16 protein-coding genes are annotated in these 25,610 nt (G+C 67.4%); 7 read left to right on the top strand and 9 right to left on the bottom strand.

Features of this window, described 5'->3' with window-relative positions; all coding sequences use genetic code 11:
- Positions 1-18: 18 nt before the first annotated feature.
- On the bottom strand, positions 19-1,803 hold the full coding sequence (locus tag ACW17V_RS11400; RefSeq protein WP_492105243.1) for a Ca2+-dependent phosphoinositide-specific phospholipase C: 1,785 nt from the start codon (positions 1,801-1,803) through the stop codon (positions 19-21).
- 192 nt (positions 1,804-1,995) lie between these two features.
- On the opposite strand from ACW17V_RS11400, the gene ACW17V_RS11395 reads away from it, so the two are divergent.
- Positions 1,996-4,716: a TonB-dependent receptor gene (locus ACW17V_RS11395; protein WP_492105242.1), complete on the top strand. Its 2,721-nt coding sequence runs from the start codon at positions 1,996-1,998 to the stop codon at positions 4,714-4,716.
- 144 nt (positions 4,717-4,860) lie between these two features.
- On the opposite strand, the gene ACW17V_RS11390 is transcribed toward ACW17V_RS11395, so the two are convergent.
- From ACW17V_RS11390 to ACW17V_RS11355, 8 genes are read right to left on the bottom strand one after another with little or no spacing between them, the layout of a single operon-like run.
- Positions 4,861-6,612, bottom strand: coding sequence for a hypothetical protein (locus ACW17V_RS11390; protein WP_492105241.1), 1,752 nt, complete (start codon positions 6,610-6,612; stop codon positions 4,861-4,863).
- Positions 6,609-8,756, bottom strand: coding sequence for a DUF4175 family protein (locus ACW17V_RS11385; RefSeq protein WP_492105240.1), 2,148 nt, complete (start codon positions 8,754-8,756; stop codon positions 6,609-6,611). Before ACW17V_RS11385 ends, ACW17V_RS11390 begins: the two co-directional genes overlap by 4 nt.
- Positions 8,753-9,910 carry a BatA domain-containing protein gene (locus tag ACW17V_RS11380; protein WP_492105239.1) on the bottom strand — a complete coding sequence of 386 codons (1,158 nt, stop codon included), beginning with the start codon at positions 9,908-9,910 and terminating at the stop codon, positions 8,753-8,755. Before ACW17V_RS11380 ends, ACW17V_RS11385 begins: the two co-directional genes overlap by 4 nt.
- Positions 9,907-10,794 (bottom strand): DUF58 domain-containing protein, encoded by an 888-nt coding sequence (locus ACW17V_RS11375; protein WP_492105238.1) that lies wholly within the window; start codon positions 10,792-10,794, stop codon positions 9,907-9,909. Before ACW17V_RS11375 ends, ACW17V_RS11380 begins: the two co-directional genes overlap by 4 nt.
- Positions 10,795-10,803: 9 nt before the next feature.
- The gene (locus ACW17V_RS11370) at positions 10,804-11,805 is read right to left on the bottom strand and encodes an AAA family ATPase (protein WP_492105237.1); all 1,002 of its coding nucleotides are present in this window, start codon (positions 11,803-11,805) and stop codon (positions 10,804-10,806) included.
- A gap of 28 nt (positions 11,806-11,833) precedes the next feature.
- Complete coding sequence (locus tag ACW17V_RS11365; RefSeq protein ID WP_492105236.1) at positions 11,834-12,553, bottom strand: DUF4159 domain-containing protein; 720 nt, start codon at positions 12,551-12,553, stop codon at positions 11,834-11,836.
- An 11-nt stretch (positions 12,554-12,564) separates the two neighbouring features.
- Complete coding sequence (locus ACW17V_RS11360; RefSeq protein ID WP_492105235.1) at positions 12,565-13,896, bottom strand: TldD/PmbA family protein; 1,332 nt, start codon at positions 13,894-13,896, stop codon at positions 12,565-12,567.
- Positions 13,897-13,918: 22 nt separating this feature from the next.
- A complete protein-coding gene (locus ACW17V_RS11355) occupies positions 13,919-15,550 on the bottom strand; it encodes a TldD/PmbA family protein (RefSeq protein WP_492105234.1) in 1,632 nt (543 codons plus the stop codon).
- Positions 15,551-16,091: 541 nt separating this feature from the next.
- Here ACW17V_RS11355 and nhaA point away from each other — a divergent pair.
- From nhaA to ACW17V_RS11325, 6 genes are all read left to right on the top strand, one after another.
- Positions 16,092-17,264, top strand: a complete 1,173-nt coding sequence (nhaA, locus tag ACW17V_RS11350) for a Na+/H+ antiporter NhaA (protein WP_492108789.1) — start codon at positions 16,092-16,094, stop codon at positions 17,262-17,264.
- A gap of 326 nt (positions 17,265-17,590) precedes the next feature.
- Positions 17,591-17,917, top strand: coding sequence for a helix-turn-helix domain-containing protein (locus ACW17V_RS11345; RefSeq protein WP_492105233.1), 327 nt, complete (start codon positions 17,591-17,593; stop codon positions 17,915-17,917).
- Between the two features lie 24 nt (positions 17,918-17,941).
- A complete protein-coding gene (locus tag ACW17V_RS11340; protein ID WP_492105232.1) occupies positions 17,942-19,156 on the top strand; it encodes a hypothetical protein in 1,215 nt (404 codons plus the stop codon).
- 123 nt (positions 19,157-19,279) lie between these two features.
- Positions 19,280-20,485 carry a glycosyltransferase gene (locus ACW17V_RS11335; RefSeq protein ID WP_492105231.1) on the top strand — a complete coding sequence of 402 codons (1,206 nt, stop codon included), beginning with the start codon at positions 19,280-19,282 and terminating at the stop codon, positions 20,483-20,485.
- Positions 20,482-21,987 carry an ArnT family glycosyltransferase gene (locus tag ACW17V_RS11330; RefSeq protein ID WP_492105230.1) on the top strand — a complete coding sequence of 502 codons (1,506 nt, stop codon included), beginning with the start codon at positions 20,482-20,484 and terminating at the stop codon, positions 21,985-21,987. Before ACW17V_RS11335 ends, ACW17V_RS11330 begins: the two co-directional genes overlap by 4 nt.
- A gap of 543 nt (positions 21,988-22,530) precedes the next feature.
- Entirely contained in the window at positions 22,531-25,572 is a 3,042-nt protein-coding gene (locus ACW17V_RS11325) for a TonB-dependent receptor (protein WP_492105229.1), read from the top strand.
- Positions 25,573-25,610 lie beyond the last annotated feature (38 nt).

The raw sequence follows: 25,610 nt of genomic DNA, 5'->3' as shown, positions 1-25,610 counted from the left end.
GCCAAGCCGGTCGAAGCGCTAGTTCTTGAGCGCTGCGGCCACCTCGGCGCGGGCCATGTCCATGTCTCGGCGGAACTCGGCCGAGACATGTTCGGCCGCATAGATCACCGCGCCGGCCTGCAGCCCGGCCTCCGCCGCGCTGAAGCTGTGCGAACCGCAGACATAGCGGCTCTCGGCATACTCCCGGCCGCGCGCATAGAGGGCGTTGGCGCGCGAAGGCGCCAGTTCGGCCAGGATCATCGCCACGTGCTCGCCGTGAGCCGAATGGCCCGACGGATAGTCGGGATTTCCCGCCAGATGATCGCTCCTGGCCTCGCAGATCGGGGCGTCGGCCTTGCCCAGATAGGGGCGGCGGGTTCCCCAATGGGTCTTGGCCACGCCGACCACCGAGCGATCCTCGCCCGCCCGTTCGAGCAGGGCGGTCAGGGTCGGCGCGCTCTGCGGCGTCAGTCGCACACCCAGGGCCTCGGCGAAGTGATCGTACATGTGGCCGTTGACGTCAGCCGTCGCCAGAGCCCAGCGGGGGCTGTCCTTCAGGCTGCGGGTCTGGTCGAACACCGCCGCGTCGGCGATCGCCCGGGGCGAGCCCGCCGCCGGCGGCGGGGCCAGAATCGTCGTCAGGTCCGGTCGATGCTCGGGCGCGAGATAGCCGCGCGCGGGGACGCCCGGCAGGGCCTCCAACGCCAGGCCATCGCAACGCTCGGCCGCGCGTACGGGATTGCAGACGGCGACGTCGCCGCCGGTCAGTCGCACCGAATAGCCGCCGGCAAAGCGCGGGTCGGCCCAGATATAGTCGGTGGAGACATATTGCGCGCCACTGGTCAGGGCGGCGCTGCGCTGACTAATGTCGTTGGCCCGCGCCGCACGGGTATCGGAGTCAGCCCGTGTGCGGACGATGAAGCCGGCCTTCACGGCGGCGGCAATGCGGTCCTTCTGGGCGATCGGGTCATTGAGGGTCAGATAGGCCGCCGCGGGTGAAGCCTCGTCGGTATTGACGAACATCGCCCGGCCTTCCAGCGAACGACGGGCGCCGCGATAGAGCGCCACCTTCTCGGGGCTCTCATCCAGGGCGAAGAACACCTTGCCCCGCGATGCGCCCAGGCTGGGCCAGCCCTTGGCCCGCACGGCCTCGCGCAGGGTGGAGGACTTGCCTCGCACCTGGTCGGGCGTGATCAGGTCCGTCTCGGCGAACACGGCGCGAACTTCGGCGTCGAGGGCGTCGAAGGTCTTTTCGTCAAAGGCCAGGGGCGTCACGCCGCCCGGAAAGCTGGCGGGGCCGTCCTTGGCGTTGATCAGGATCAGGATCGGGGCGTGGTCCGGATGGGCTTTGGACCAGGCTTTCACCTGCGAAAGACAGGCCACGAAAGTGGGGCACAAGACCCGAAAGTCCACGTCCGGCATGTGCAGGACCTTGAAGCCTGGCTGGGCCAACGCCGCCGCGAAGGTGGGCGACAGGGTCGCGCCGGTCCCCAGGGCGGTCAGTGGCCGCCCATAACGCCCGCCCTCCGGGTCGGCGACAACGTCGATCTCCAGCTGCCGCGCCCCGGCGTCAAGCTGCTCGGCAAGCGGTCGGTGCGCATAGTCGATGCCCAGGGCCGCCGGGCCGCGCGCCGCGACCATGGCGGTCATCTCTTCGGCCGGGATCGCCAGCTTGTAGCTGTTGTGGGTGCCCACGGCGGTGAAGTCGTTCATCCGCAGCTCAGTGTCCAGTCGCGATCGCGCGCAGGCGAGGTCGTCCTGAGGGCAGGGGGCTGAGGCGGCGAAGTTGGCCCCCATCAGAAACGCGACGACGAGATTGAGCATGGGTCCTCCGGAGGTCGAGTCCGACTAGCGGGGCTGCATGACGGTTTGACGTCAATCGCCGGGAGGTTGCGCTGTCACAAACTCTTTATGCAACCGAGAGCGCGTGGTCACGAAACAGCTCTAACGCCCGCCAAATCGCCGGACGCCCAGCCTTTGGGCCTCCTCCTTCCGGCGGTAGTGCAGGGGATTTCCATGTCATCCACCAAGAAGGCGCTCGTGATGAGCGCCGCGTCGACCGCTATCGCCTTGGCCATGTTCGCCGGCGCCGCCCAGGCCGCCGACACGACGCCTGCCGCCGAGACCGCGCCTGACGCTGTCGACGCCATCGTCGTGAACGGCTTTCGCAAGTCGCTGGGCGCGGCGCGCGCGCTGAAGAAGGAAAGCGCCATCGTCGCCGACACGATCGTCGCCGAGGACATGGCCAAGTTCCCCGACCTGAACCTCGCCGAGTCGCTACAGCGCCTGCCGGGCGTGGCGATCAACCGCGAAGGCGGCGAAGGCCGCCGGGTCTCGCTGCGCGGCCTGGGTCCCGATTTTACCCGCGTGCAGCTGAATGGCATGGAAGTGCTGGGCAACGTTGACTCGCCGATGGACAGCCGCGGCCAGACCTCGCGCGACCGCGCCTTCGACTTCAACATCTTCGCCTCGGAGCTTTTCTCCAAGATCGACGTGCGCAAGTCGTTCTCGGCCGAGCAGGACGAAGGCGGCATGGCCGGCACGGTCGGCCTCTATACCGCCAAGCCGTTCGAATACGGCGATACGCGCGCGGCCCTGTCGCTGCAGGGCGGCACCAACTCCGCAACTGACGACTTCCAGCCCCGCGTCGCCGGCATGTTCAGCCGCAACTGGGACGACAAGTTCGGCGTCCTGGTCTCGGTGGCCTATTCCAAGCGCAAGACCGAGGAGCAGGGCTACAACACCTACGGCGCCGGCACCCAGAAGGCGCTGGCGGCCAACGTGGTCAAGCTCAGCGCCGCCGATCAGGCCAAGGCGCTGAACGGCGAACTGATCTTCCAGCGCGGCAACCGCCTTTCGGTCTGGGGCTCGGACCAGGAACGCCTGGGCGTGACGACGGCGCTGCAATGGCGTCCGGTCGAGAATGTCACCCTGACGCTCGACGTCCTGCATGGAAAGTTCACCAACGATCGCAGCGAAAACCATCTGGCCACGCGCGCCAGCGTTGGCTCCACCGTCCTGGGCGGCACGACCCCGCACTCGGGGATCGTCGCTTCGGCCCCGGTGCTGAACGCGATCCAGTACGACAAATACAACTCGATCATCTACGCCGACGTGTCCAACACGGTGTTCGCCACTGAAACCCGTCGCCAGGAAACCAAGAACACCTTTGATCAGCTGGTTCTGACCGGCGAATGGAAGGTGTCGGACCAGCTGACCGTCGACGGCCACATCGGACAGGAAACCTCGGACTACGACATCCCGATTTCCGACAAGTTCTACACCGAGGCGTTCGGCGACGTGATCACCGACTATCGCGGCAAGACCGGCCGCAACACCTACAAGTGGAACACCACCGATCCCAACAACTACCGCGCCCACGAGATCGACTTCTCGGCGACCTATCAGACCACCGAGCTGAAGAACGCCGAGGCCAATGGCGCCTACGTCTTCAACGACAACCTGACCCTGAAGGCCGGTCTCTCGTACCGCGGCTTCAGCAACTCGGGCTACCAGCAGGCCACGGACGACCTGAACAAGACGGCGTGGGAAAAGGGCACGCTGGATGACCGGGTCAACGACTACTACAAGGTCTTCAGCCAGCATCAGGACCAGTCCTGGCTGATCGTCGACTGGAACAAGGCCCTGACCAAGTATGGCGTCACCCGCACCCTGGGCGCGCCGAAGGGCATCTATACGGTCGAGGAAGACACCACCGCCGGCTATCTGCAGCTTGACTGGAAGGCCACGCTGTTTGGCAAGCCGTTGCGCGGTAATGCGGGTCTGCGCAGCTACAGCACCGACCTGACCTCGTCGGGCACCATGTCGGTCAAGGGCGTCAATACGCCCACGACGACGGAGAAGACCTATTCCGGCGTCCTGCCGGCCTTCAACGCCGTGCTCGAGGTCTCCGACCAGTTCCAGATCCGCGCCGCCGCGGCCCAGAACATCAACCGCCCGTCGCTGGGCGCCTACGCCATGAACGGCTCGATCAGCGTTGACGGTTCGACGGTGACGGTGTCGACCGGCAATCCCAATCTGGACCCCTACACCTCCGACGAGTTCGACCTGTCGGCCGAATGGTACTTCGGCAATATCGGCATGCTGACCGCCGGTGTCTTCCACAAGCAGATCGACGGCCTGATCAGCAGCCAGACGACCAACAACGTCAGCTATGCCAGCACCGGCCTGGCCGATGGCCTGTATCCGGGCGTCACCGGCTCGACGGTGGTCGCGTCCTACACCCGCTCGGTGAACCTCAACGAGGCCAAGCTGACTGGCCTGGAACTGAGCGCGCAGAGCGACTTCTTCTTCCTGCCGGGCCTGCTCAAGAACATGGGCGTCGTGGCCAATGTCACCTTCATCGACTCCGAGACGACCAACCTCGTCAACGGCAAGAACCAGAAGGGTAAGATCTACGGAATGTCCGACCTGAACCACAACGTCACGCTCTACTACGAGACGGCCAAGTGGGGCGCGCGGGTGTCGTCGAACTATCGCTCGGACTACACGATCGACAGCGGCGGCTTTGAGGAGACCACCTATATCGACGCGGCCGCCTTCTATCAGATCACCCCGCGCATCCGCCTGTCGCTTGACGCCGTGAACCTCTCGGACGAGCGCGAGGCGCAGTACAACAGCTTCAACAACGGCTTTGGCGAGACGGGCGCACACCGGCTGTGGAACCACACCACCAGCGGCCGGACCGTGTTCATCGGCGCCAACATGCAGTTCTAGACGTCAGAGAAGCAGCGCTTCGCGAGGCGGGTTGAGTGACACCTCAAGCGACCTCGCGAAGGCTACTGTTGTTGCCGAAGAGGCCGGTCACGCGTCCTGACCGGCCTCTTCAACATATTGGCCGCGCCTCGTGCTGGATCTTGCTCAAGGCGCGCGGCGGTCCGGGGGCGATCGTCGCTCTAGCCACCACAGCAAACCCAGCACGGCGAGCAGGCTTGCGGCCCAGGGCCACGGTGATCCGGGAGCAGAGGTAACCGCCCACGTTCCGCGCCCGGCTGCGGCTTCCACCAGATCAAACGTCGCCTGCCGGTTGGCGCTGTGCGCCAGCGATGGGGCCGCGTCAGCGGGGTGGACGTAGAACGCTGCATCGACATCGACATCCACGACCCGGTGCCATCCCGACCGGCGGGGCCAGTAGGCGGCGCAGGCCGTGGGCCTAGTCGCCGGATCGAGGCGCGGCCGGCTTTCGACGCCGTCAGGGCCGACGACGCGAACCTGTCCCGTGACCGGGCACAGCGCCGCGCGCTCACCCGGTCTTGCGATCCCGTCCAGACGCACGCCCCTCAGCTCGCCTGGACGGGCCAGGGTCGAAAAGAGGTCGCTCCACAGTTCGCCGTAGCGGTCGGCTTGGCCGGCCAGGGCCAGTGCATAGCTGTCGGCCACGATCCACAGACCCACCCGGCCTTGGCCGCGCGGACGCCAGGCGGCGAGAGCTGCGCCGGCCGCATCCCGGATCATCGGTACGCTGTCTCGCCCGGTCTGGACCATGCCAAGCCGGTTTAGCGCGAGCGCTGAGGGCAGGGCAGACCCGCCGAGACGGAAGGCTCGGGCGTCGTCGTCACCGACAGTCGCCATGCCCAGCGCCGTCCATTGGCGTCGGGTGGCGTCCGCGAGCGGCCCGGTTGGCCGTAGCAGCAGACCAAGACCGTCCTGCGCCACTGCGCCGAGGGCGGCCCGCTCACCGGGCGACAGGGTCTCCCAGCGGCGGTCGTCGACGACGACGAGATCGACCTCGGCCAGGGCCGCGCGCGTGAGCGGCGTCGGTGGATCGCCCAGACGCGCGCCACCGCCGACATCGATTTCGATGCTCAGCAAGATGCCCGCGTCCCGGGCCCAGCGACGGAGATATTTGGTTTCAGGGCTCGCCGCGCCGGCCAGGACCAGGACGCGGGGCTGTCGCTGTGCTCGCGTCCGGACCGGAATCTCGATGTGCTCAACCTGCCGGCCGGCAGCATCCTTCAGGCGCAGATCGAACAGCGCCAGCCCGGCGGCGCGGGTCGCGGCCGACAGCCCAAAGCGTTGGCCGGCTTTCACCTCGGCGCGATCGACGACCGCGCCGGCCGGGTCGAGCAGTTCGACGGCTCCCGACTTGAGCGCGCCGATCTGGCCGATCACGCTGAAGCGCGCGCCGGGGGCGACTGGGGCTGGCAAGGTCAGATCAACAAGGCCGCCCGGCGCCCGCGAGGCAAGGAACTCCGCCGGCCGGTCGAGAGGAATCTGGTCGCGGGGCGTCAGGCCTTCGCCCTCGATGCGCAGCCGTCCGATCTCCGGATAGAGGCGCAGGGCCGAGCCGAGATCGGGAACGCGGATCGCGCCGGGCGTCGCGCCGGCCTCCGGCAGGGCGACCAGCACGTCGCCCGAAGGGTGCAACATCGGTTGCGCCCCGCGTGTGATGACCACCAGCCGTCCGGGGGATGTTCCCAGCGAGGGGGGAAAGAGCGTCAGATGGAGGAAGACGCCGCCGAGGATCTGCAGGCCGGCTAGGGTCGTGAAGCGCCATGAAGGTCCGCGCGTCGCCGGCGGCGCTGACCGACGCCGGACCGCCAACCGAACAACGCCACCGCAGACGGCCACGGCGATCAGGGCCGCCGTCCAGATCTGGAGGTCGCCGATCATCGCAGGGCGTCCAGATAGCGACGGCCGCGAGCGTCGGCCGGGGCGCGACGCAGGACGCTGGTCGGCGGCCGCTCCAGCGCCGTCCATAGAAGCGCACGCAGCTTTTGACGGCAATCCCGGCAGCCGGGTTCATTTCGAACGGTGTCGATCTGGGCCGACAGGGCCAGGGGATCGGCCAGGCGCTTCTGGTTGGCGGTTACCCAGCGCGCCAGGGCGTCCAGGCGAAGGGGCTTGGCGGGCGGAGCCTCGCCCAGCGTCCGCCAGGCCTCGACGGCGGGCGTGTCGGCGAGATCCCGCACGACTGGCGCCAGTCGGCCCGAGACGATGCCGTCCCGCTTGCCGGTAAGGCGGCGGGACAGGTCCACCGGCGGCATCTTCGCGGGCGCGCGCGCCAGGAAGATCCGCGTGGCCTGTTGGGCGTTCTTCAGCAGATCCAGCGCCCGATGGGCGTGCGGCAGGGCGTCCCTGGGCTTGCCCTGGCGCAGGGCGCGTTCGGAGTCCCACATGGCGTCCAGCGCCTGGGCCAGAGTCGAGCGCGTTCCCGGATCGAACAGGGTGGAGGCGTCGCCGGTGTCGTGCGCATGGCCGAACTGGGCGACCACGTCGCCCATCTCGCCGAAGGTCGAGGGCTCGGCGCCATGATCGTGCCCGTCGTCGGGACCATGTTTCTCGTGGGGTTCTGGCTTGGCGGGCGTCGACGCGGGGCCGTCGTTCGTCGGCAGATCCAGGGCGGGCGCATCATTGGTCGGGATGGACAGCCCGCCACCGCCGCCTTCGGCTTCCTCGCCCATGAACTGGCCGTAGCGCAGGCGCAGCTGGGCCTGGTCGGCGCCCAGCCCGTTGGACCGGTCGAGGAAGGCGTCCGGCGTGATCCGGCCCCGCTGGGCGATCAGGGCCTCGGCGTCGATGATGATCTGGCGCTGGCTGCGGAAATAGACGGGCAGGATCTGGCGGGCCATGCCCTCGAGCCCGTCGGCGAGGTCCAGGGCGGCGGGCCAGCGCAGGATGATGCTGGGCCCTTCGACCGTCTGGGGCGCGGGCGCGCGATTGTCGCTGACGACCAGCTGGACGATCATGTCTCCGCCAGGCTCAAGGCCTTCGCGCTTCAGGTCCAGATTGGCGGCGAAACGCTTGAGCCGCGCGTCGCCCCGGCCGGTCAGGGGCAGGGTCCGCTCTGTCGTGGTGATGTTCTCGCCTTCGCCCTTGGTGACGGTCACGCGTAGCAGGGCGGCGGTCGCGACCCCATAGTCGTCACGGACCTCGAATATGGGCGCCCAGCGCGTCTGGCCGGGGGCGGTCAGGGTCAGGGCGCTGTCTGGTGTCAGGACACGCACCACCGGCGCGGCGTCAGCGATCATCTCCAGCCGATGCAGGCGCTGGCGGGGCAGGCCTTCGGCCTCGACCCGATAGAGCGCCGACCGCGCGAAGATCCGATCGCCCAGCCAGCGTCCGCCCTCGCGGCGCAGGGTCAGCGACACTTCGCCCGGAAAGCTCAGGATGGCGGCGCCGGGGCTGGGAACGAGGTTCACCATCCACTCGATGCGCGAACTGGCTGGAGCGCGCACGTCGAGGCCGCTCTGCTCGAAGGGGCGCTGGCCGGTGTAGGCGGGTGGGGTGACGCGCAGCCGCGCGCCGGCGATCCTGGGAGCGCCCAGGGGAGAGGCCGAGCGGACGCCACTCACATCCGCGCCTGCGTCGTGCGACGATGGCCAGAGCGCGACGACCAGGATCACGACAGCGCCGACGCCGGTGGTCGCTATGACCCAGCGGCGCGACCAGTCGGGGCGCAGGTCGAGGGCGGCGGCTTCTGCCAGTCGAGCCTGCAGCCTCGCCTGCTGCAGGGCCGCTAGGCCCTCAAGAGCCCCAGGAGGGCGAAGCAGAAGGTCGCTGCTGTCTTCAAGGGCGGGGGCGTGGGCGTCCAGGGCGGCGGTCAGCCAGGCTGTGTCCAAGCAGCGCGCGCGCGTCCGGGCCATCCAGCCCAGCGCCAGGGCGCCGCAGACCATCACGGCCAACGCCGCTCCGACGCCGGCCAGCCGCCACGTTACGACGCCGAGGGCCAGCACGATCGGCAGTCCGATCGCGACCGTGTCTAGCAGGCTTCGCTGTCGGGCGGCCCGCAGATGGTGGGAGAGCGCGGCGATCATGCGGCGATCGGCCTTCGCCGCCGGGTGGCCAGCCAGCGCTCGACCGCGAAGAGAGCGGCGATGGCCACGGCCAGCCAGGGGCGCAGGTCCAAGGGATGGGGATTGTAGGACAGGGCGCCGGGCGTTGCGCGCACCGCGGGCGCATAGTCGGTCGAGGCGACACGATCGGGCGGCGGCGGCGGGGCCAGCAGGGACCACAGAGTCCCGGGGAAATCGGACTCGACCAGGGCGGGGATGGCTCTGGGTTCGAGGGGGCGCGCCAGGCGCAACACGCGCCCCTTGCCGAAGCGTCCTGCGCTGGCGAGCGGTTCGCCGGTCGTGTCGCGCCACGCCACGCGCTGCGCGCTCTCGACAGGAGAGGGTGCGTCATGGGCCAGCAGCGCCACGCCGCCGGCCTCGATCCAGTCCAGAATGGCCGACGGCACCGGCGCGCTGGACAGCCAGACGAGATAGCGGGCGGTGCGGGGCAGGGGGCGATCGACAGGGGCGGCGTCGAAGGCGGGCGGTTGGCCGGGCTCGGCGAAGGCCGCCGCCGCGGCGCGGAAGTAGCCAACAGCGTCCTCGCCGTCCGGGGAGTAGCGCACGGTCAGCGCGGGTGGCATGCGCGCGGCGACCCGTTCGGGCGGGCGCGACGACGCGGCGATCCGCCAGTCCACTGGGCGGGACAGATAGAGGCGCTGAGCGTCGACACCGGTCAGCTCCGGCGGCACGACCACTGCGATCGGTGTCCTGGCGGGCGTCTCGGCGTCGAGCTGGCGGACGAGGCTGGCCGGGCTGGTCGGCAGGGCCGGCGCGGGACGGTCGAGGCCTGGAAAACCGCGCGCCAGCCAGACCCGGCGCTCGCCCCGGTAAGGGACTCCGGCAGGATCGACGGCGGGGGAGACAGCGACCAGGGGCCGGCTATCGCCAGAGGGCCGCACCACGGGCCGGGTCAGGAGCAAGGCGATGGCGACGATCAGGGCGATCCGCACTGCCAGCAGCACCCGTTCATCCAGCCGCGGCCGCCGCACGGGCCTTGGGTTGGGGTTGAGCCAGCGCAGAGCCGAAAAATCGATGGTCTGGGTCTCGGTCCGCCGCGCGATGTGGATCGCAAGAGGAACCCCGACCGCGATCAAAGCGCCCAGCGCGGCCGGCAGGAGCAGGGTCGGCGTCATCGCGGGAGCGCCGGTTGGGACAGCTGCTGGATGGGCTGGTCCGGATTCTGGTCGGTGAAGTGCTCGACATAGCGAACGCCCCGGCTTTCGAGCCGTGCGCGCAGCTCGGTCCTGGCTTGGGCGAAGCGGGTCAGGAAGTCCTGGCGCAGGGCCCGGCCGTCGCCGGCCAGCTCGGCGTCGCCTTCAGGATCGCGGAAGCGAAGACTGCGGTCGAACGGGAAGTCGCGTTCGTCGGCCGTCAGCAGCTGGATGAACGACACGTCGCGACCGGACGCCGCGAGACGCTCGGCGGCCGCGACGCAGGCCTCGTCGAAGCCGTCGGTCACGAACAGGGCCATGTCGCCAGGCGCGATGCGCTCGCCCAGGGTTTGCACGTCTCGCTCCCAGGCCGGAACGCCGCCGGGGCGAAGCGGACCGAGCGTCAGCCGGATGCGGTCGCGGTGACGCTTGTCGCTGGACGGTGGCAGGACCAGCGCGCCTTGCGCCTGGGCGACGATGACGCCGAACCGGTCGCCCTGCTGCAGGGCGATCTCGATGAGGGCGGCGGTCAGGCGTCGGGCGGCGTCGAAGCGCGACCAGTCCGGGCGGGCGACATCGGCCTGGCCCATAGAGGCGCTGGCGTCCAGGACGATCCAGATCGCCACCGGGCTCTCGCGTTCGGCGTCGCGAACGAAGAAGCGGTCCGAACGGGAATAGAGCTTCCAGTCGATGCGGCGCAGGTCGTCGCCGCGCTCGTAGGCGCGGTACTGGGCGAACTCCATTGCGCCGCCGCGATTGCGGCTGGCGTGCATGCCATCGCCGACCAGCACCGCAGCCGCGCGGGGGGCCAGCGACAGGCGTCGCAGGCGGCTGCGCAGGTCGGGCGGGAGGTCGAACGGAGACATGCGCAGCGATCAGTCGCGCGCGGGCGCGGGAAGGGCGGCCAGCAGGGCGGCGACCACGTCGTCGGTCGTCTTGCGCTCGGCCTCGGCCGCGAACGACAGCAGGATGCGGTGGCGCATGACCGGCGCCGCCAGGGCGACGACGTCGGCCCGGGTAGCCGCCAGTCGACCGTGCAGCAGGGCCCGCGCCTTGGCGGCGAGCACCAGGGCCTGGCCGGCGCGCGGCCCCGCGCCCCAGCGGACATAGGCCTCCACGGCGGCGGGCGCATCGGGGCCGGGACGACTGGCGCGGACCAGGGCGGTGATCCAGGTCAGCAGGCCTTCGCCGACATGCACCTGCCGCACCCATTTTTGGAGCTCGACGATGTCGGGTCCGGTCATCACCGGGGCCGGGGCGGCGATGGCGCCGCCGGTGGTCAGGGCCAGGATCGCGCGCTCTTCCTCGGCCGTGGGGTAACCGACCCGGATATTCAGCAGGAAGCGGTCGAGCTGGGCCTCGGGCAGGGGATAGGTGCCGGCCTGTTCCAGAGGGTTCTGGGTGGCCAGCACGAAGAACGGTTCGGACAGCGCGTGGGTGACGCCCGCATAGCTGACCGTGTGCTCCTGCATGGCCTCCAGCAGGGCGGCCTGGGTCTTGGGCGGGGTGCGGTTGAGCTCGTCCGCCAGCAGCAGATTGGTGAAGACCGGGCCGGGCTGGAAGCGGAAGCTGCGATGACCGGTGCCGTGATCCTCTTCCAGCACCTCGGTGCCCAGGATGTCGCTGGGCATCAGGTCGGGGGTGAACTGGACGCGGCGGAAGTCGAGCGACAGCGCCTGACCCAGGGTGCGGACCAGCAGCGTCTTGCCCAGGCCCGGCACGCCCTCGATCAGGCAGTGTCCGCCCGCCAGAAGGCCGATCAGCAGTTGTTCGACCACCTCGTCCTGGCCGACGATGGCCTGGCCGATCGCCGCGCGCAGCTGGCCCAGGCGCTCGAGCTTGAGCGCGATATCGGCTTCGGTGGGGGTCTGGGTCATCGCGGTTCCGAACAGGCGAGAGGCGGGATCAGGCGGTCAGGGCGTAGAGCACGATGTTGACCGCGAACTTGGTGTTGTCTTCAGCCAGGAAGCGCTTGTTGCGCCAGTCGTAATCCCACTCGCAGCCATAATCCTTGTTGCTGTAGAGCAGGCCCAGGCGCCCGCCGATCTCGATGCCCTTGAGGTAGTCATGGACGAGATCATCGCCCCAGCCATTGAGCTCGAAGCTGGTGGCGGGCGGGCCGTCGAACTTGAAGAAGTTGCGATAGATGGCGTGGTCGTTGGGCAGCTTGCGCAGGGCCTCGGCGCCGAACAGTTTGGCCATCTGGCGCTCGAACGATCTGGCGAACAGGCCATCGATGTCGTGGTTGCAGTCGTCGACGAAGACGAAGCCGCCGTTGCGCACATAGCGTTCGAAATTGGCGGCTTCGGCGGGGCTGAACTCCACCAGCTTGTGGCCCGCCAGATAGCAGAACGGCGCGGTCAGCATCGCCGGATCCGACAGCCGCACCACGCGCTCCTGCGGATCGACCCGCAGGTTGGTGTAGTCGATCAGCGAGGTCAGGATGTTGGACGGCATCCGCTGGTCGACGTCCCAGTCGCCGGAGTCGTAGCGCAGGCGCGTGAACCAGAAGTCGTACACGGGCGCCGATCGGGCGGCGGCCGGGAGACTGGCAAGCCAGCCTCCCAATACGCCGCCCGTCAACAGGCGCAGACACTCAGAACGCGTTACGCGGTTACCGACCATGGGTGATCCGGTCAGACGGCGTCCGACAGCGAGGTGAAGGTGAAGTCACGCACACGCATCGCGGGGATCATGTACTGCATCTGACCGCCCTCGCTGACCCGAACCGGCCGGCCCAGATCGTCGATGTTGTTGAGCATGATCACCGGCGACTCGTTGAAGCGGAAGTTCTTCACCGGGTACTTCAGCTGGCCGTTCTCGATGTAGAACGTGCCGTCGCGCGTCAGGCCGGTCAGCAACACCGTCTGGGGATCGACCATGCGGATGTACCAGGTGCGGGTCACCAGGATGCCGCGCTCGGTCTCGCGCACCAGGTCGGCGGTCGACTTGGTGCCGCCCGACATGATGATGTTGCCGGGGCGCCCCACCACCTTCTTGCCCTGCTTCTGCGCCCAATAGGGCGTGTAGAGCAGGTTGGCGATCTTGCCGCTCTCGACCAGCGGCATGCGCTCGCGAGCCCGGCCCTGGGCGTCCCACGGCAGTACCGCCAGCTCGGGGTGCCAGGGGTCGGCCGTGAAGGTGACGCGCGGATCATAGACCTGCTCGCCCAGCTTGTTGCCGCCGCCCTTCTTGGACAGGAAGCTGCGGCCTTCGTCGGCCTGACGGGCGTCGAAGAAGTTGAGCATGAACGAGATCAGGCCCGACGCGGCGGCAGGCTCCAGGATCACCGTGTATTTGCCCGGCTCCAGCGACTGGGCCTCGGCCGAGGCGCTGGCCTTGCGCATCGCGATCTCGATGTCGCTGGCCGGATTGAAGCTGGTGGAGTCCTGCAGGTTGCGGCTGACCCAGCCCGAGCCCCGGCCATCGGCCGTGCGCACGGTGCAGGTGTAGTCGACTTCCGTCGCGCGCTGATAGCCGAACGCGCCCTTGTTGTTGGCGAAGGCGACGAAGGTCTGCTGGTCGTTGAGGAAGCCGGCGGCGATCAGTTTCTGGGCGCGGCAGGGCGCGATCGAGGCGCGGGCGATCTCGGCCCGCTGCTCGGGCGTGATTGCTGCGGTGGCCTCGCTGAAGGTGGCGCTGGGCTTGTAGGTCTGGGCCTCGACGGCCGTGACGAACTCCGGATTTTCCGGCGCCAGCTTGGCCAGTTCCTCGGCGCGCTTGACCACGCGGGCCAGGGCGGCGTCCGAGAACTCGTTGATCGACGCCGACCCGACGCGCTTGCCGAACGCGACCTGCACGGCCAGGTCGGTGTTGCTGACTACGCCGCTGGTCGAAACGTTGTTGAGGGCGAAGCGGATATTGCCTTCGACCGATCCGGTCAGCTGGGCTGTGCACTCGTCGGCCGTCGACAGCTTGATGACCTTGTCGAGGATCGTCTTGGCCTCGGCCTCTGTCATGATGCTCATTGGACTGTCTCCCTCGACCCGATCAACCGAGCGAGCGCGCGGTGTTGATGACATTGATGTCGTCGAACCGGGTGGTCGACGAACCGTGGCTCACGGCCGAAACCTGGCTGGGCTGGCCCTTTCCATCGAAGAAGGAGCCGAACAGGCGGTAGTCGCGCTCGTCGCAGATCGCCGTACAGGCGTTCCAGAACTCGGGCGTGCGCATCTGATAGGCCACGTCCTCGAGGGGCTGGGTGATCTTGCCGTCCTTGATCTCGTAGAACAGCGTGCCGCCGAACTGGGCGTTGTAGCGCTGCTGGTCGATCGAGAACGAGCCGCGACCCAGGATGTAGATCCCGTCCTCGACGCCCGAGATCATGTCGTCCAGGCTCATCTTCTTCTTGCCCGGCTGCAGCGAGACATTGGGCATCCGCTGGAACTGAACCGTCGACCAGGAGTCGGCGTAAGAGCAGCCGTCGGACTCGGTCTTGCCCAGCATGTGGGCTTGGTCGCGGGTCGCCTGATAGTCGACCAGCTTGCCGTCCTGGATCAGCGGCCAGCGCTTGGTCCCGACGCCTTCGTCGTCATAGCCGACCGCGCCCAGGCTGCCGGGTTGCAGCTTGTCGGCCATGATGTTGACGATCTCGCTGCCGTACTGGAAGCGCGCCTCGCGCTTGTCCAGCGTGGCGAAGCTGGTCCCGGCGTAGTTGGCCTCGTAGCCCAGCACGCGGTCGAGCTCGAGCGGGTGGCCGACCGACTCGTGGATGGTCAGGCCCAGATGGTTGGGGTCGAGCACCAGGTCGTAGCGGCCCGGCTTGACCGACTTGGCCGTCAGCTTCTCGCGCGCCTGGGCGGCGGCGGCCTTGGCGTCCTCGACCATGTCATAGGACTTGCCGTAGCTGATGATGCCGTTGGGCGAGAGGCTCTTGTCCTCGGCCTTGGGGTCCAGGTACTCGTAGCCCAGTCCCATCGGCGCGGAGAGGCCCTCGCGCGAGCGGAACTTGCCCGTGGCCTTGTCGATGGCGGTCACCGTGAACGGCGCCCAGATCCGGTGGACGTCCTGGTCGATGTACGAGCCGTCGGTGCTGGCGAAGTACTTCTGCTCGTTGATCAGGAACAGGCTGGAATTGACGAAGCTGGCCCCGGCCGTCAGCGCCGCGCCGTTGACGCGCATCAGAAGGTCGACCTTCTCCTGCAGCGAGACTTCCATCCCGTTACGACGGACGGGCGTGGCCCATTTGACCTCGCCGACCCCTTTGGTGGGAGCCAGGCGCACGGGCGCGGTCTGGTTCTTGGCGTTGGCCTTGGCGATCGCCGTCGCCAGGCGCGCGGTCTGGGCGACCGACTCCGCCGACATGTTGTTGGTGGCCGCAAAGCCCCAGGCCCCGTCGGCGATCACGCGGACGCCCACGCCGCTCGACTCGGTATTGGTCACCGCCTGGACGTTGGCCTCGCGGGTGACGATGAACTGGCGCAGGTAGCGGCCGACGCGCACGTCGCAATAGCTGGCCCCGGCGGCGGTCGCGGCGCTCATGGCCGCGTCGGCCAGGCGCTTTTTGACCGCCACGTCGATGGTTTCGACCAGCTGGTCAGCGGCGATCGCCTGGCCGAAGCCGGGCATGAGGATGCCGCCGGCGCCGATACCGCAGGCCGCAAGGAACTGACGTCTATCCAAGGTTCTTCTCCCCAGTGGCCCACGATCTGGGGCGCTCGCGCCGCTTTCCAGTCCAGATGGAATCTGACGCGATGGAAGTTCTGTGCTGAGCTGTGGCGGAGGTCAAATCTTTCCCGAAGCCACACTCTCGTCGTCATCGGATTGCGCGGAACGGAGCTTGATCCTGCAATGAGGTCCCGCAATGGCGTCATCATGCCGAACGCTTCGGACGGGGCTGGCCGGTTTCGCTTGACCTTGAAGCCATCATGCACAAGTTTCGCGGCAGATATCAGGTCGCTCCATGCGGCCAGGCCGCGCCCTCATGGCGAACTCGGTCCGGCGTCCGTCGGTAACCTGACGCCACGACAGCTTTATCCATGTCTTGGAGGCCGCCGTGGCGCTTGAACCGACGTCCGAATGCTCAACGTCCAGCATGATCGATCGGAAAACCGACCACGGTTTCGCGCGTTTTCGCCTGTGCTCCGCGACACCCTCGAACCCGAAAGACTGACCCTTGCCCTTCAAGTCCACGACCCGGGCGCTTTCGGCCCTGCGCGAGTTCATGCGCCAGGAGGCGGCAGGCGGCTATGTGCTGATGGCGGCGGCGGCTCTGGCCCTGCTCCTGGCCAATTCGCCCTGGGCCAGCGCCTACAACGCCGTGCTGCATATCGAGATCGGCGGGACCATCGCCGGCCTGGCGATGCGCGAAAGCCTCGCGCACTGGATCAATGACGGCCTGATGGCCGTGTTCTTCCTGCTGGTCGGCCTGGAGATCAAGCGGGAGGTGTTGGACGGGCAGCTTTCCAAGCCGTCGCGCCTGATCCTGCCGGGCGTTGCGGCTCTGGGCGGGGTCGTGGCGCCGGCCCTGATCTACAGCGCGGTCAATCTGGGAACGCCCGAACATCTTCGCGGTTGGGCGATCCCGGCAGCGACCGACATCGCCTTCGCGCTGGGCGTGCTGTCGCTCCTGGGATCGCGCGCGCCGGCGTCGCTGAAGATCTTCCTGACGGCCATCGCCATTCTGGATGACCTGGTCGCGATCCTGATCATCGCCATCTTCTACACCGACCAGCTCAACGTGTTGGCCCTCAGCCTGGCGGGCGGCGTCACGGTGGCGCTCGTCGTCCTCAACCGGTTCAAGGTGACCTGGCTATGGCTATACCTGCTGCTGGGCGCAGCGCTGTGGCTGTGTGTCCTGAAGTCCGGCATTCACGCCACATTGGCGGGTGTCGTCCTGGCCATGACGATCCCGCTTCGCCCGTCGCGGGGGCGGCCTGATGACCCTCATTCGCCGCTTCATCAGCTGGAGCATGCGCTGCACAAACCCGTCGCCTTTGTGATCGTGCCGCTGTTTGGACTGGCCAATGCCGGTGTCAGCTTCGCGGGCATGACCCTGGCGACAGTGCTGGCCCCGGTGCCGATCGGGGTGGCGCTGGGCCTGTTCCTGGGCAAGCAGGCCGGCGTTTTCCTCGCCGCCATGGCGGTGATCAAGCTGGGCTTCGCCGACATGCCTCGCGATGCGACCGCGCGCCAGCTCTACGGCGTGGCGTTGCTGTGCGGGATCGGGTTCACGATGAGCCTGTTCATCGGCAACCTGGCCTTCGCCGATCCGCTCCTGTTGGACGAGGTCAAGATCGGGGTGCTGGGCGGCTCCATCGTTTCAGCGGTGGCGGGCTATCTGCTGTTGGCCACCGCGCGTCCGGCCTTGCCTGCGTCGGGCGACCAGCAAGCCTGATCGTCGCGCTAACGGCCGGTTCGGGTCTCGTCGCCTGGATCGTTCGCGATCAGAAGGGGTGGGGGGATCTGACCGCAGGACGTCTCCAGCCCGCGACCAGGCGACGAGAAAGTAACAATACGTTTAGTTATAACTGAAGTCAAAGCATTTCATCGGGCGCCGACACGTTGACGCAGACCGTGGCAGGGCGCCTCGGCGCGAGGGCGCCGGCATAACAATGATCTTTGACAAGTTCTCGCATGTCGCCCAATAACACGTTGCATAAGTACTGGTTTATGCGAAAAATGGCCGCTTCCGCCGCTGCTGTATGACAATCAGGAGGCTAGATGCCACGAGCCACCCCCGACGCCGCCAAGGCCGCGCACACCAAGGTGCTGCGGCAGGAGGCGGGCCGATGGCTGAAGGCGGGCCGCGAGGCCGCGGGCCTCACCCAGGCCCAACTCTCCGAACAGGTCGGGCTGCGCTACTATACCTTTGTCTCGCAGGTGGAGAGCGGCGTCGGCCGCCTGCCGATCGAGACCCAGGCCGCCTGGGCCAAGGCCCTGCACCTGGACGAGGCCGAGTTCGCCAGGACTCTGCTGGCCTATTATGAACCTGAACTGCATCGGCTGCTGTTCGAGAGCGACGCCTCTCGCAGCCGGGCCACGGCCTAACCGATCGTCGCGAGTCGTCTCGTCGTGGGCACCGTTCTCTCCTTCGCCAATCATGTTCTGGGCAGCGGCCAGTGGACCGCGTCAGAGCGCAGCCGTCTCGAGGCGCTGACGGAGCGTTTCTTCGGCGGCGGCGAGAAGGTGCAGGTCGTCTTCGGCGCGACGGACGATGGCGCGCCGTGGTGCGCGGTGACCGATGAAGACGACGAGGTGCTGGTTCACGTCGCCCGTGTGGCCGACCAGTTCCTGGTGCATTTCGTCGCCGAGGACGTGGTGGCCAAGGGCTCCAATCTGCGCGAGGCGCTCGGACAGTGGTTGAGCCCCGAGCCTGAGCGCTTCGGGGTGGTGGTGCCGTTCGGCAGGGTCAGCAACGGTGCGAACATCCTGGTCCTGCTGGCGGTCGCCAATTTCCTGGAAGACCAGTTGCGGCTCATTGCGCCGCACCTGGCCGAAACCGGAGCGTGGCTGGCGGTCGATCCGTCTGTCGAGGAACCGGGGGTTACGCCGGAGCCGCAAGCGGCGGATGAGGCGGGCGACGAACGGTCGGCGACGGGCGAGCGGACCTCCGAGGACCCTGCCGGGCATGCCGCCACGGCATCTTCGCCGGCCCAGGCCGAGATTTCGGATCAGGCCGCGCCTCGCGGGCAAAGCGGTCCGGCCGCGGAGGCGCCGGCTTCCGCCGAAACCGCCAAACCCGATGTCCAGACGACCGCTCAAAAGGACGCGCCGCCGGAACTTCGCGGCGGCGATGGCGATGATCTGGTGGTGGGCGGTCCCCTTGCGGAGCGGCTGGTGGGTGGCCCGGGAAATGATCTGCTGATCGGCGGCGGCGGCCGCGACACCCTGGATGGCGGATTGGGCAACGATCGGATCGTGCTCACCCCGGACGCTGTCGCCTATGGCGGGGGCGGGGCCGACACCTTTGTGATCAGCGCGCCCGCCGTGCTGGATCATCCAGACACCCTGCTGGGCACGGTTTTCGATTTCAATGCCGAGGAAGGCGACCGGCTGGTCGCTCGCGAGGGCGAGCTGGCCATCCTGGGTCGTCCCGACGACCAGCCGACCGACCCTGGCATCGCGGCGAAAACCGATATCGATCAGCGTGTTGAGATCGATTTCAACGGAGACGGCCGCGCCGACGGTTACGTCCTGATCACCGCCGCATCGTCCCATGTCGTCGTGGCCGCGGGGACGGTTGAACTTGTTGGCCTCTCGTCGGACTGGGTTGGCGTCGTCGGCTGACGCGCGCGCCCAAGGGCGGCCTGAACCGGCTTATGTATAGTAATAACTAGACACGATATTGCTGGATATCGTAGCGTTGTCAGGCGCCCTCCGCGCCTCGATCAACCCGTCTGGATCCCTCCCATGACCTTGCATACTGAACCCGCCGCGCGCGGCGCGCTGTTCGTCGACGTTCCAGCGAGCGCGGTGAGCCCTTGGCCCAGGGTGTCGGTCGTCATCTGCACCCTGGACGAACATGAAGCGATCGGCGGCGTGCTGGACGATGTCGTCGCCGATCTGGCCCATATCCCGCACGAGATCATCGTCGTGGACGATTCCGCCGATGATCGGACGGCCCAGGTGGTTCGGTCCCGCGCCTGGTCCAATCCCGATATCCGCCTGATCCGTCGTGAGGGCGCAGGCGGGCTGGCCTCCGCCGCGATCGCCGGCTGGGACGCGGCGCGGGGCGAGGCGCTGGCGATCATGGACGGCGATGGTCAGCACGATCCGCGCCTGATCGGCCGCATGGTTGACCGCATGAGGCGCGCGCCCGTCGATATCGCCGTGGCCAGCCGCTATCTGGGCGGCGGCGGATCGGGGCTGGCGGGCTATCGCCACTGGCTCAGCCGCGCCGGCGTCAGGGTTTCAGGCCTGTTGCTGGGTCTGCGCCTGGCCGACCCGATGAGCGGCTGCTTCGTGATGACGCGGGACTGGTATGAGTCGGTCCGGCCTCGCCTGTCAGGTCTGGGCTTCAAGATCCTGATCGACGTCGTCGCCTCGGATCGCCGCCGGCCCCGCCTGTTACAGATCCCCACCGCCCTGCGTCCGCGCGCCGGCGGGGTGTCCAAACTGGACCTGCGCGTGGTCTTTGATCTCCTGGCCCTGCTGGTCGAGAAGCGCACGGGCGGGGCGCTGCCGGCGCGCATGACCCAGTTCCTGTTCGTGGGGCTGACGGGCCTGGTGGTGCACCTGATGGTCCTGGCCGCCAGCCGCGAACTTGGCGCGCCGTTCTGGCTGGGGCAGAGCGGAGCCATCCTGATGGCGATGAGCTGGAACTTCATGCTCAACAACGGCCTGACCTTCCGCGACCAGCGGCTGCGCGGCGGCGCCGTGTGGCAGGGTCTTCTCAGCTTCTATGTCGCCTGCCTTGGCGGGGCGGCGGTCAGCGAGGTAGCGGGGGCCGCTCTGCATGGTCTGGGCGTTCCCTGGTTTGGGGCGGGTACGGCGGGCGCGCTTCTGGGGGCCTTCTGGAACTACGCCGCCGTGCGCCGACTGACCTGGCGGCCGCTTTCGGCGGCCCAGCGCGCCAGGGCGCTGATCGCCAGCGTCGCGGGGAGGGCGGCTCGTTGATCACACCTCTCAAGTCGCGATCCGAGGTGGGCGATGGCCGGGCAGGGTGGGCCACGGTCGGCGCGGTGCTGCTGTTGGCGGCGTTCGCGATCCGCGGCGCGCAGTTCGGCAATCCGCTGATCCATGTCGACGAGAACTTCTACCTGCTGGTCGGCGACCGGATGCTGCACGGCGCCTTGCCCTATGTGGACATCTGGGACCGCAAGCCCGTGGGCCTCTTCCTGCTCTTTGCCGCCATCCGGTTGCTGGGTGGTGACGGGATCGTCCAGTATCAGATGGTGGCCACCCTGTTTGCGGCGGCCACGGCCTTTGTCATCGCCCGTATGGCCGCGCCCATGGCGGGCCTTCGGGCCGCGACGGTCGCCGGTGTCATCTATCTGCTGCTGCTGGGTCTGGTCGGCGGCACGGGTGGCCAGGCCCCGGTGTTCTACAACCTTCTGGTCGCCGGCGCGGCGTGGGCGACGCTGACCGTCTCGACCGATCGCGAGGTGTCGGCCGGACAGGTCCGGCGGCATGGGCTGCTGGCCATGGGTCTGATCGGCCTGGCCATGCAGGTCAAATATACGGCGGTGTTCGAGGGCGTCTTTCTGGGCGTGGCGCTGATGTGGGCCTCGTGGCGCGCCAGCGACCGCCTGTCGCGTCTGGCGGTCGACACCGTGCTGTGGGTGGCCCTTGCCCTGGCGCCGACCGTCGCGGCCCTGGGCTGGTACGCCTGGCTGGGTCACGCCGAGGCTTTTCTCTACGCCAACTTCCTGTCGATCGGTGACCGCTCAGGGGCGTCGCCGGACGAAATGCTGCATCGCCTGGCCAAGGCCTGGAAGGCCCTGCATATCCCGTTGTTCGCGGTGGTCCTGGCGGCTCTCCTGGAACCCTGGCGGCGCTTTGCGATGGGCCCCGCGACCTTTGGCTTCGCCCTGATCTGGCTGGCGGCCGCGGTGGGCGGGTATCTCGCGTTCGGCACCTATTTCGACCACTACGCCCTGCCGCTGTTCGCGCCCCTGGCGCTGGCCTGCGCGCCGCTGTTCGGCTACCGGCCCTACCGTTTCGGCGCCATCGCGGCCGTCCTGATGATCCTGTCGGGCGGCGTGGCCAACGCGGTGATCATTCACAAGATCCAGCTCAAGCGCGGGCATCAGGCCGAGATGACGGCCATGGTCGACGCCATTCGTCCGCGTCTGAAGGGCTGCCTGTATGTGTGGAATGGCGACCCTATGCTCTACCATCTGACCGGGTCGTGCCTGCCCACGCGCTATCCGTTCGCGGGGCATCTGAACCTGCTGCGGGAGAACGGCGCCATCGGCGTGGATCAGACCACGGAAGTGCGACGTGTCCTGGCCGGGCGGCCCAGCGTCATTGTTGATCACCAGCCCGCAGCCCGGGACTTCAACTTCGAGGTCGTGGACATGGTTCAGGCAGAGCTGAGGCGGGCTTACCGGCCGGTCAAGGTCGTTCCGCTGAGGCGGACCCGACTGGTCGTCTATGAGCGCATACCGGGTCGCTGACGGCGGTCTTGGCGACTTGGGGTGCGACGACCTGATCGGAAATCGCTTTTTGACGCGATGAAAAAAAGGGGCCGTCAAACCTGGCGGCCCCAGAGCAGAGGGGAGTTAGGGGTTGTGGCGGCGAGCCGCCGCGAACTCCATAGGTACCGCTAACATTCGGGCTTCGTCGGGTCAATCCGCATAATCTCCCTTTGGTTGTGTTGCGCCAGGTTTCGCCAATTTGACCTCGTGGACACAAATGTGATCCCGCGCACCCCAACGCGATGGCGTGCATATCGCGCCTGATTGTGCTATTAACAGCGCTGTCAAAATGCGATTTCAGCCATCTCTTGCGCTTGACGCTCCGGGAGACCGCTGTTACCGCTACCGTTATCTTCGCTGCTAAGTTGTCCGTGCTGAGCTGAAAGGCCCCGGGACGTACAGTTTTTGACGGCGCTGAAAAAAAGAAACACGCCCCGGCTATTCGGGGTCTCTTGCGGGGAAACGATCATGAAGCGGCAACGACGCTTAACGACATCTGTATCTTTGATAGCGCTGTCAGCGATGCTGACGGCAGGGCATGCCTATGCGCGTCAGGACAGCCAGGCCGTCGAGGAGGTTGTCGTCACCGGCATTCGCGCCTCGCTCGAGCGCGCCATCGAGATCAAGCGCACCAACAGCGGCGTGGTCGACGCGATCTCGGCCGAGGATATCGGCAAGTTCCCGGACACCAACCTGGCTGAATCCCTGCAGCGGATCACCGGCGTCTCGATCGACCGGACCAACGGCGAAGGCTCGCAGGTCACGGTTCGCGGCTTCGGCGGCGGCTTCAACCTGGTGACCGTCAACGGCCGCACGATGCCGACCGCCAACGTGGCGACGGTGGGTGGCGACCAGTCGGCGGACTTCGCCAGCGGCACCAGCCGCTCGTTCGACTTCTCGAACCTGGCTTCGGAAGGCGTCACCACGCTGGAAGTCTACAAGACCGGCCGCGCGGCGATCCCGTCGGGCGGCATCGGCGCCACCATCAACGTCAAGACCCGTCGCCCGCTGGACGGCAAGTCCGGCCTGAGCGGCAGTCTGGGCATCAAGGGCGTCTATGACGAAAGCATCGACAAGAGCCAGGAAGGCGCTGACAAGATCACGCCGGAAATCTCGGGCCTGCTCAACTGGCTCGACGACTCCGAGAAGTTCGGCATCGGCCTGTTCGGCAGCTATCAGAAGCGCAACTTCACCGGTCGCAGCGCCACGTCCAACGACTGGAACATCCGCCGCTATTCGGAATTCATCAATCCGGCCAACGGCTTCGTCCGTAACAATGGCACGACCCAGATCACCAATGCGCCGGCCAACGGCAACGTCCTGGTCGCCATCCCCAACGACAGCCGCTACCACTTCGCGGAAGGCGAGCGGGAACGCATCAACGGTCAGCTGTCGGTGCAATTCCGTCCGACCGAGAACCTGACCCTGACCGGTGATGCGCTGTATGCGCAGAACAAGGCCTACGAGCGGCGCAACGACAGCACCAACTGGTTCAACCGCCCGTTCGACCGCGTGACCTTCGACGGCAATCCCGTCGTCGCCACGGCGGTTCTGCTGCAGGAAACGCTCAGCGGCACCAAGGACATGGGGTTCGAGCAGCAGTATCGCGCCAACAAGGACACCCTGGAGTCCTATGGCCTGAACGCCGAGTGGGACCTCAGCGACACCTTCCGGGTGAACATCGACGGGCATGTCTCCAAGACCGACAGCTCGCCTGATGCGCCCAACGGCACCAGCATGACCTCGGTCAGCATCGGCGCGCCGATCGTCTCGTCGCATTCGGTCAACTACAACGGCAAGGTCCCCGTCCAGACCTTCACGATCAACGACGCCGCGCCGCGTGGTAACGCCAACGGTACGCTGGACGTGGGCGACCTGGGCAGCCAGGTGGCCCGCACCTCGGCCCAGCGCCAGCAGCACGACATCAAGGAAATCCGGGCCGACGCCACCTGGGATCTCGACGACAACGGCAGCCGCCTCGACTTCGGTGTCGACTACCGTACGTCCAAGATGGTTCAGTCCAATATCAACACCCAGCAGGACCTGGGCAGCTGGGGTATCTCCAATCCCCGCGACGTCCAGCAGTATGCGGGCAGCCTGGTCACCAGCTTCTGCCTGGCCTGCCAGTTCAACACCTATGAACCCAACCAGTCGGGCGCCGGCCTGACCTCGTTCCGCGCCGACGCCATCGACCTCTACAACGCCCTGTCGCCGGTCTACACGGCGCGCGGCAACCCTGTGGGCGTCACCGGCCAGGGCAACAACCGGGTCGACGAGGACATCACGGCGGCCTACGCCCAGGTGACCTGGAAGGCTCAGCTGGCCGGCCGCGACGCGACCCTGGTCACCGGCGTGCGCTACGAGCAGACCAAGGTCGACTCGACCTCACTGATCCGTTCGCCGCGCGCCATCGTCTGGACCGCGGACAATGACTTCCGCGTCGATACGACGGCGACCTATGTGCCGGTTTCGGGCACGGGCAAGTACAGCAACCTGTTGCCGTCCTTGGACTTCCAGGTGGATGTCACCGACAACGTGGTTGGCCGGTTCTCCTTCAGCCGCACGATCGCTCGGCCGGACTACGGAAGCCTGTTTGCCGCCCAGACGGCCGGCGCTCCCAACCGTCCAGTGGCCAACGGCGCCATCCCGCTCGGCACCAGCGGCAACCCCGATCTGGAGCCGCTGATCTCCGACAACTTCGACGTTTCGGTGGAGTGGTACTACAAGCCCGGCAGCTACGTGTCGGCGGGCTTCTTCGAAAAGCGGGTCAACAACTTCGTCGGGACGGGCACCGTTACGCAGAACCTGTTTGGTCTGCGTGACGCCAGCTCCGGCGCGGCGGGCACCCGTTCGGGCGACGCCCGGGCCAGCCTGACCGCCATTGGCGCCAACCAGACCGACGTGAACCTGTTCACGATGACGGCCCTGATCCAGCAGACCGGATCGGTGGCGGCGGCGACGGCGGCCTTCCAGGCCAATCGCGGTCCGAGCGGCGACCTGAACCAAGCCTATGCTGATCAGATCCTGGCGGCTCTTGATATCGAGCCGAATGCCCAGGATCCGCTGTTCAACTTCAATGTGTCGCGTCCGATCAACAACCGGACCGGCAAGATCCATGGCTTCGAAATCGCCGCTCAGCACTTCTTCGGCGACACCGGCCTTGGCGTCGCGGGCGCCTACACCATGGTTCGCGGCGACGTCGACTTCGACATCGCGTCGGACCCTGGTCAGGACCAGTTCGCCCTGCTGGGCCTCAGCGACACGGCCAACGCCACGCTGATCTATGACAAGAACGGCATCTCGGCGCGGCTGGCCTACAACTGGCGCGACCGGTTCCTGCAACAGACCAACCGTGGTGGATCGCGCAACCCGGTGTTCGTCGAGCCCTTCGGTCAGCTGGACTTCAACATCAGCTATGATGTGAACGAAAAGCTGGCGGTTTCGCTGGAAGGCCTCAACCTGACCCGCGAAAGCCTGCGGACCTACGGCCGCGACGCGCATCAGCTGTGGTTCGCCCAGGAGCTGGATAGGCGCTTCCTGCTCGGCGCTCGCTACCGCTTCTAGACCGAACGTCTGGAGGGCGAGGGGAAAGGTCGCTGTTC

The organism is Caulobacter sp. FV2ye17ST, from assembly GCF_058680955.1.
Note: the sequence above shows the minus strand (reverse complement) of the source record. Positions and strands in the feature narration are given on the sequence as shown.

Coding starts and splice junctions, on each gene's coding strand:
- ACW17V_RS11345 (WP_492105233.1), top strand. CDS start 17,591: ATGCCACGAGCCACCCCCGACGCCGCCAAGGCCGCGCACACCAAGGTG.
- ACW17V_RS11370 (WP_492105237.1), bottom strand. CDS start 11,805: ATGACCCAGACCCCCACCGAAGCCGATATCGCGCTCAAGCTCGAGCGC.
- ACW17V_RS11365 (WP_492105236.1), bottom strand. CDS start 12,553: ATGGTCGGTAACCGCGTAACGCGTTCTGAGTGTCTGCGCCTGTTGACG.
- ACW17V_RS11380 (WP_492105239.1), bottom strand. CDS start 9,910: ATGACGCCGACCCTGCTCCTGCCGGCCGCGCTGGGCGCTTTGATCGCG.
- ACW17V_RS11325 (WP_492105229.1), top strand. CDS start 22,531: ATGCTGACGGCAGGGCATGCCTATGCGCGTCAGGACAGCCAGGCCGTC.
- ACW17V_RS11375 (WP_492105238.1), bottom strand. CDS start 10,794: ATGTCTCCGTTCGACCTCCCGCCCGACCTGCGCAGCCGCCTGCGACGC.
- ACW17V_RS11385 (WP_492105240.1), bottom strand. CDS start 8,756: ATGATCGCCGCGCTCTCCCACCATCTGCGGGCCGCCCGACAGCGAAGC.
- ACW17V_RS11360 (WP_492105235.1), bottom strand. CDS start 13,896: ATGAGCATCATGACAGAGGCCGAGGCCAAGACGATCCTCGACAAGGTC.
- ACW17V_RS11335 (WP_492105231.1), top strand. CDS start 19,280: ATGACCTTGCATACTGAACCCGCCGCGCGCGGCGCGCTGTTCGTCGAC.
- ACW17V_RS11400 (WP_492105243.1), bottom strand. CDS start 1,803: ATGCTCAATCTCGTCGTCGCGTTTCTGATGGGGGCCAACTTCGCCGCC.
- ACW17V_RS11390 (WP_492105241.1), bottom strand. CDS start 6,612: ATGATCGGCGACCTCCAGATCTGGACGGCGGCCCTGATCGCCGTGGCC.
- nhaA (WP_492108789.1), top strand. CDS start 16,092: ATGCGCCAGGAGGCGGCAGGCGGCTATGTGCTGATGGCGGCGGCGGCT.
- ACW17V_RS11395 (WP_492105242.1), top strand. CDS start 1,996: ATGTCATCCACCAAGAAGGCGCTCGTGATGAGCGCCGCGTCGACCGCT.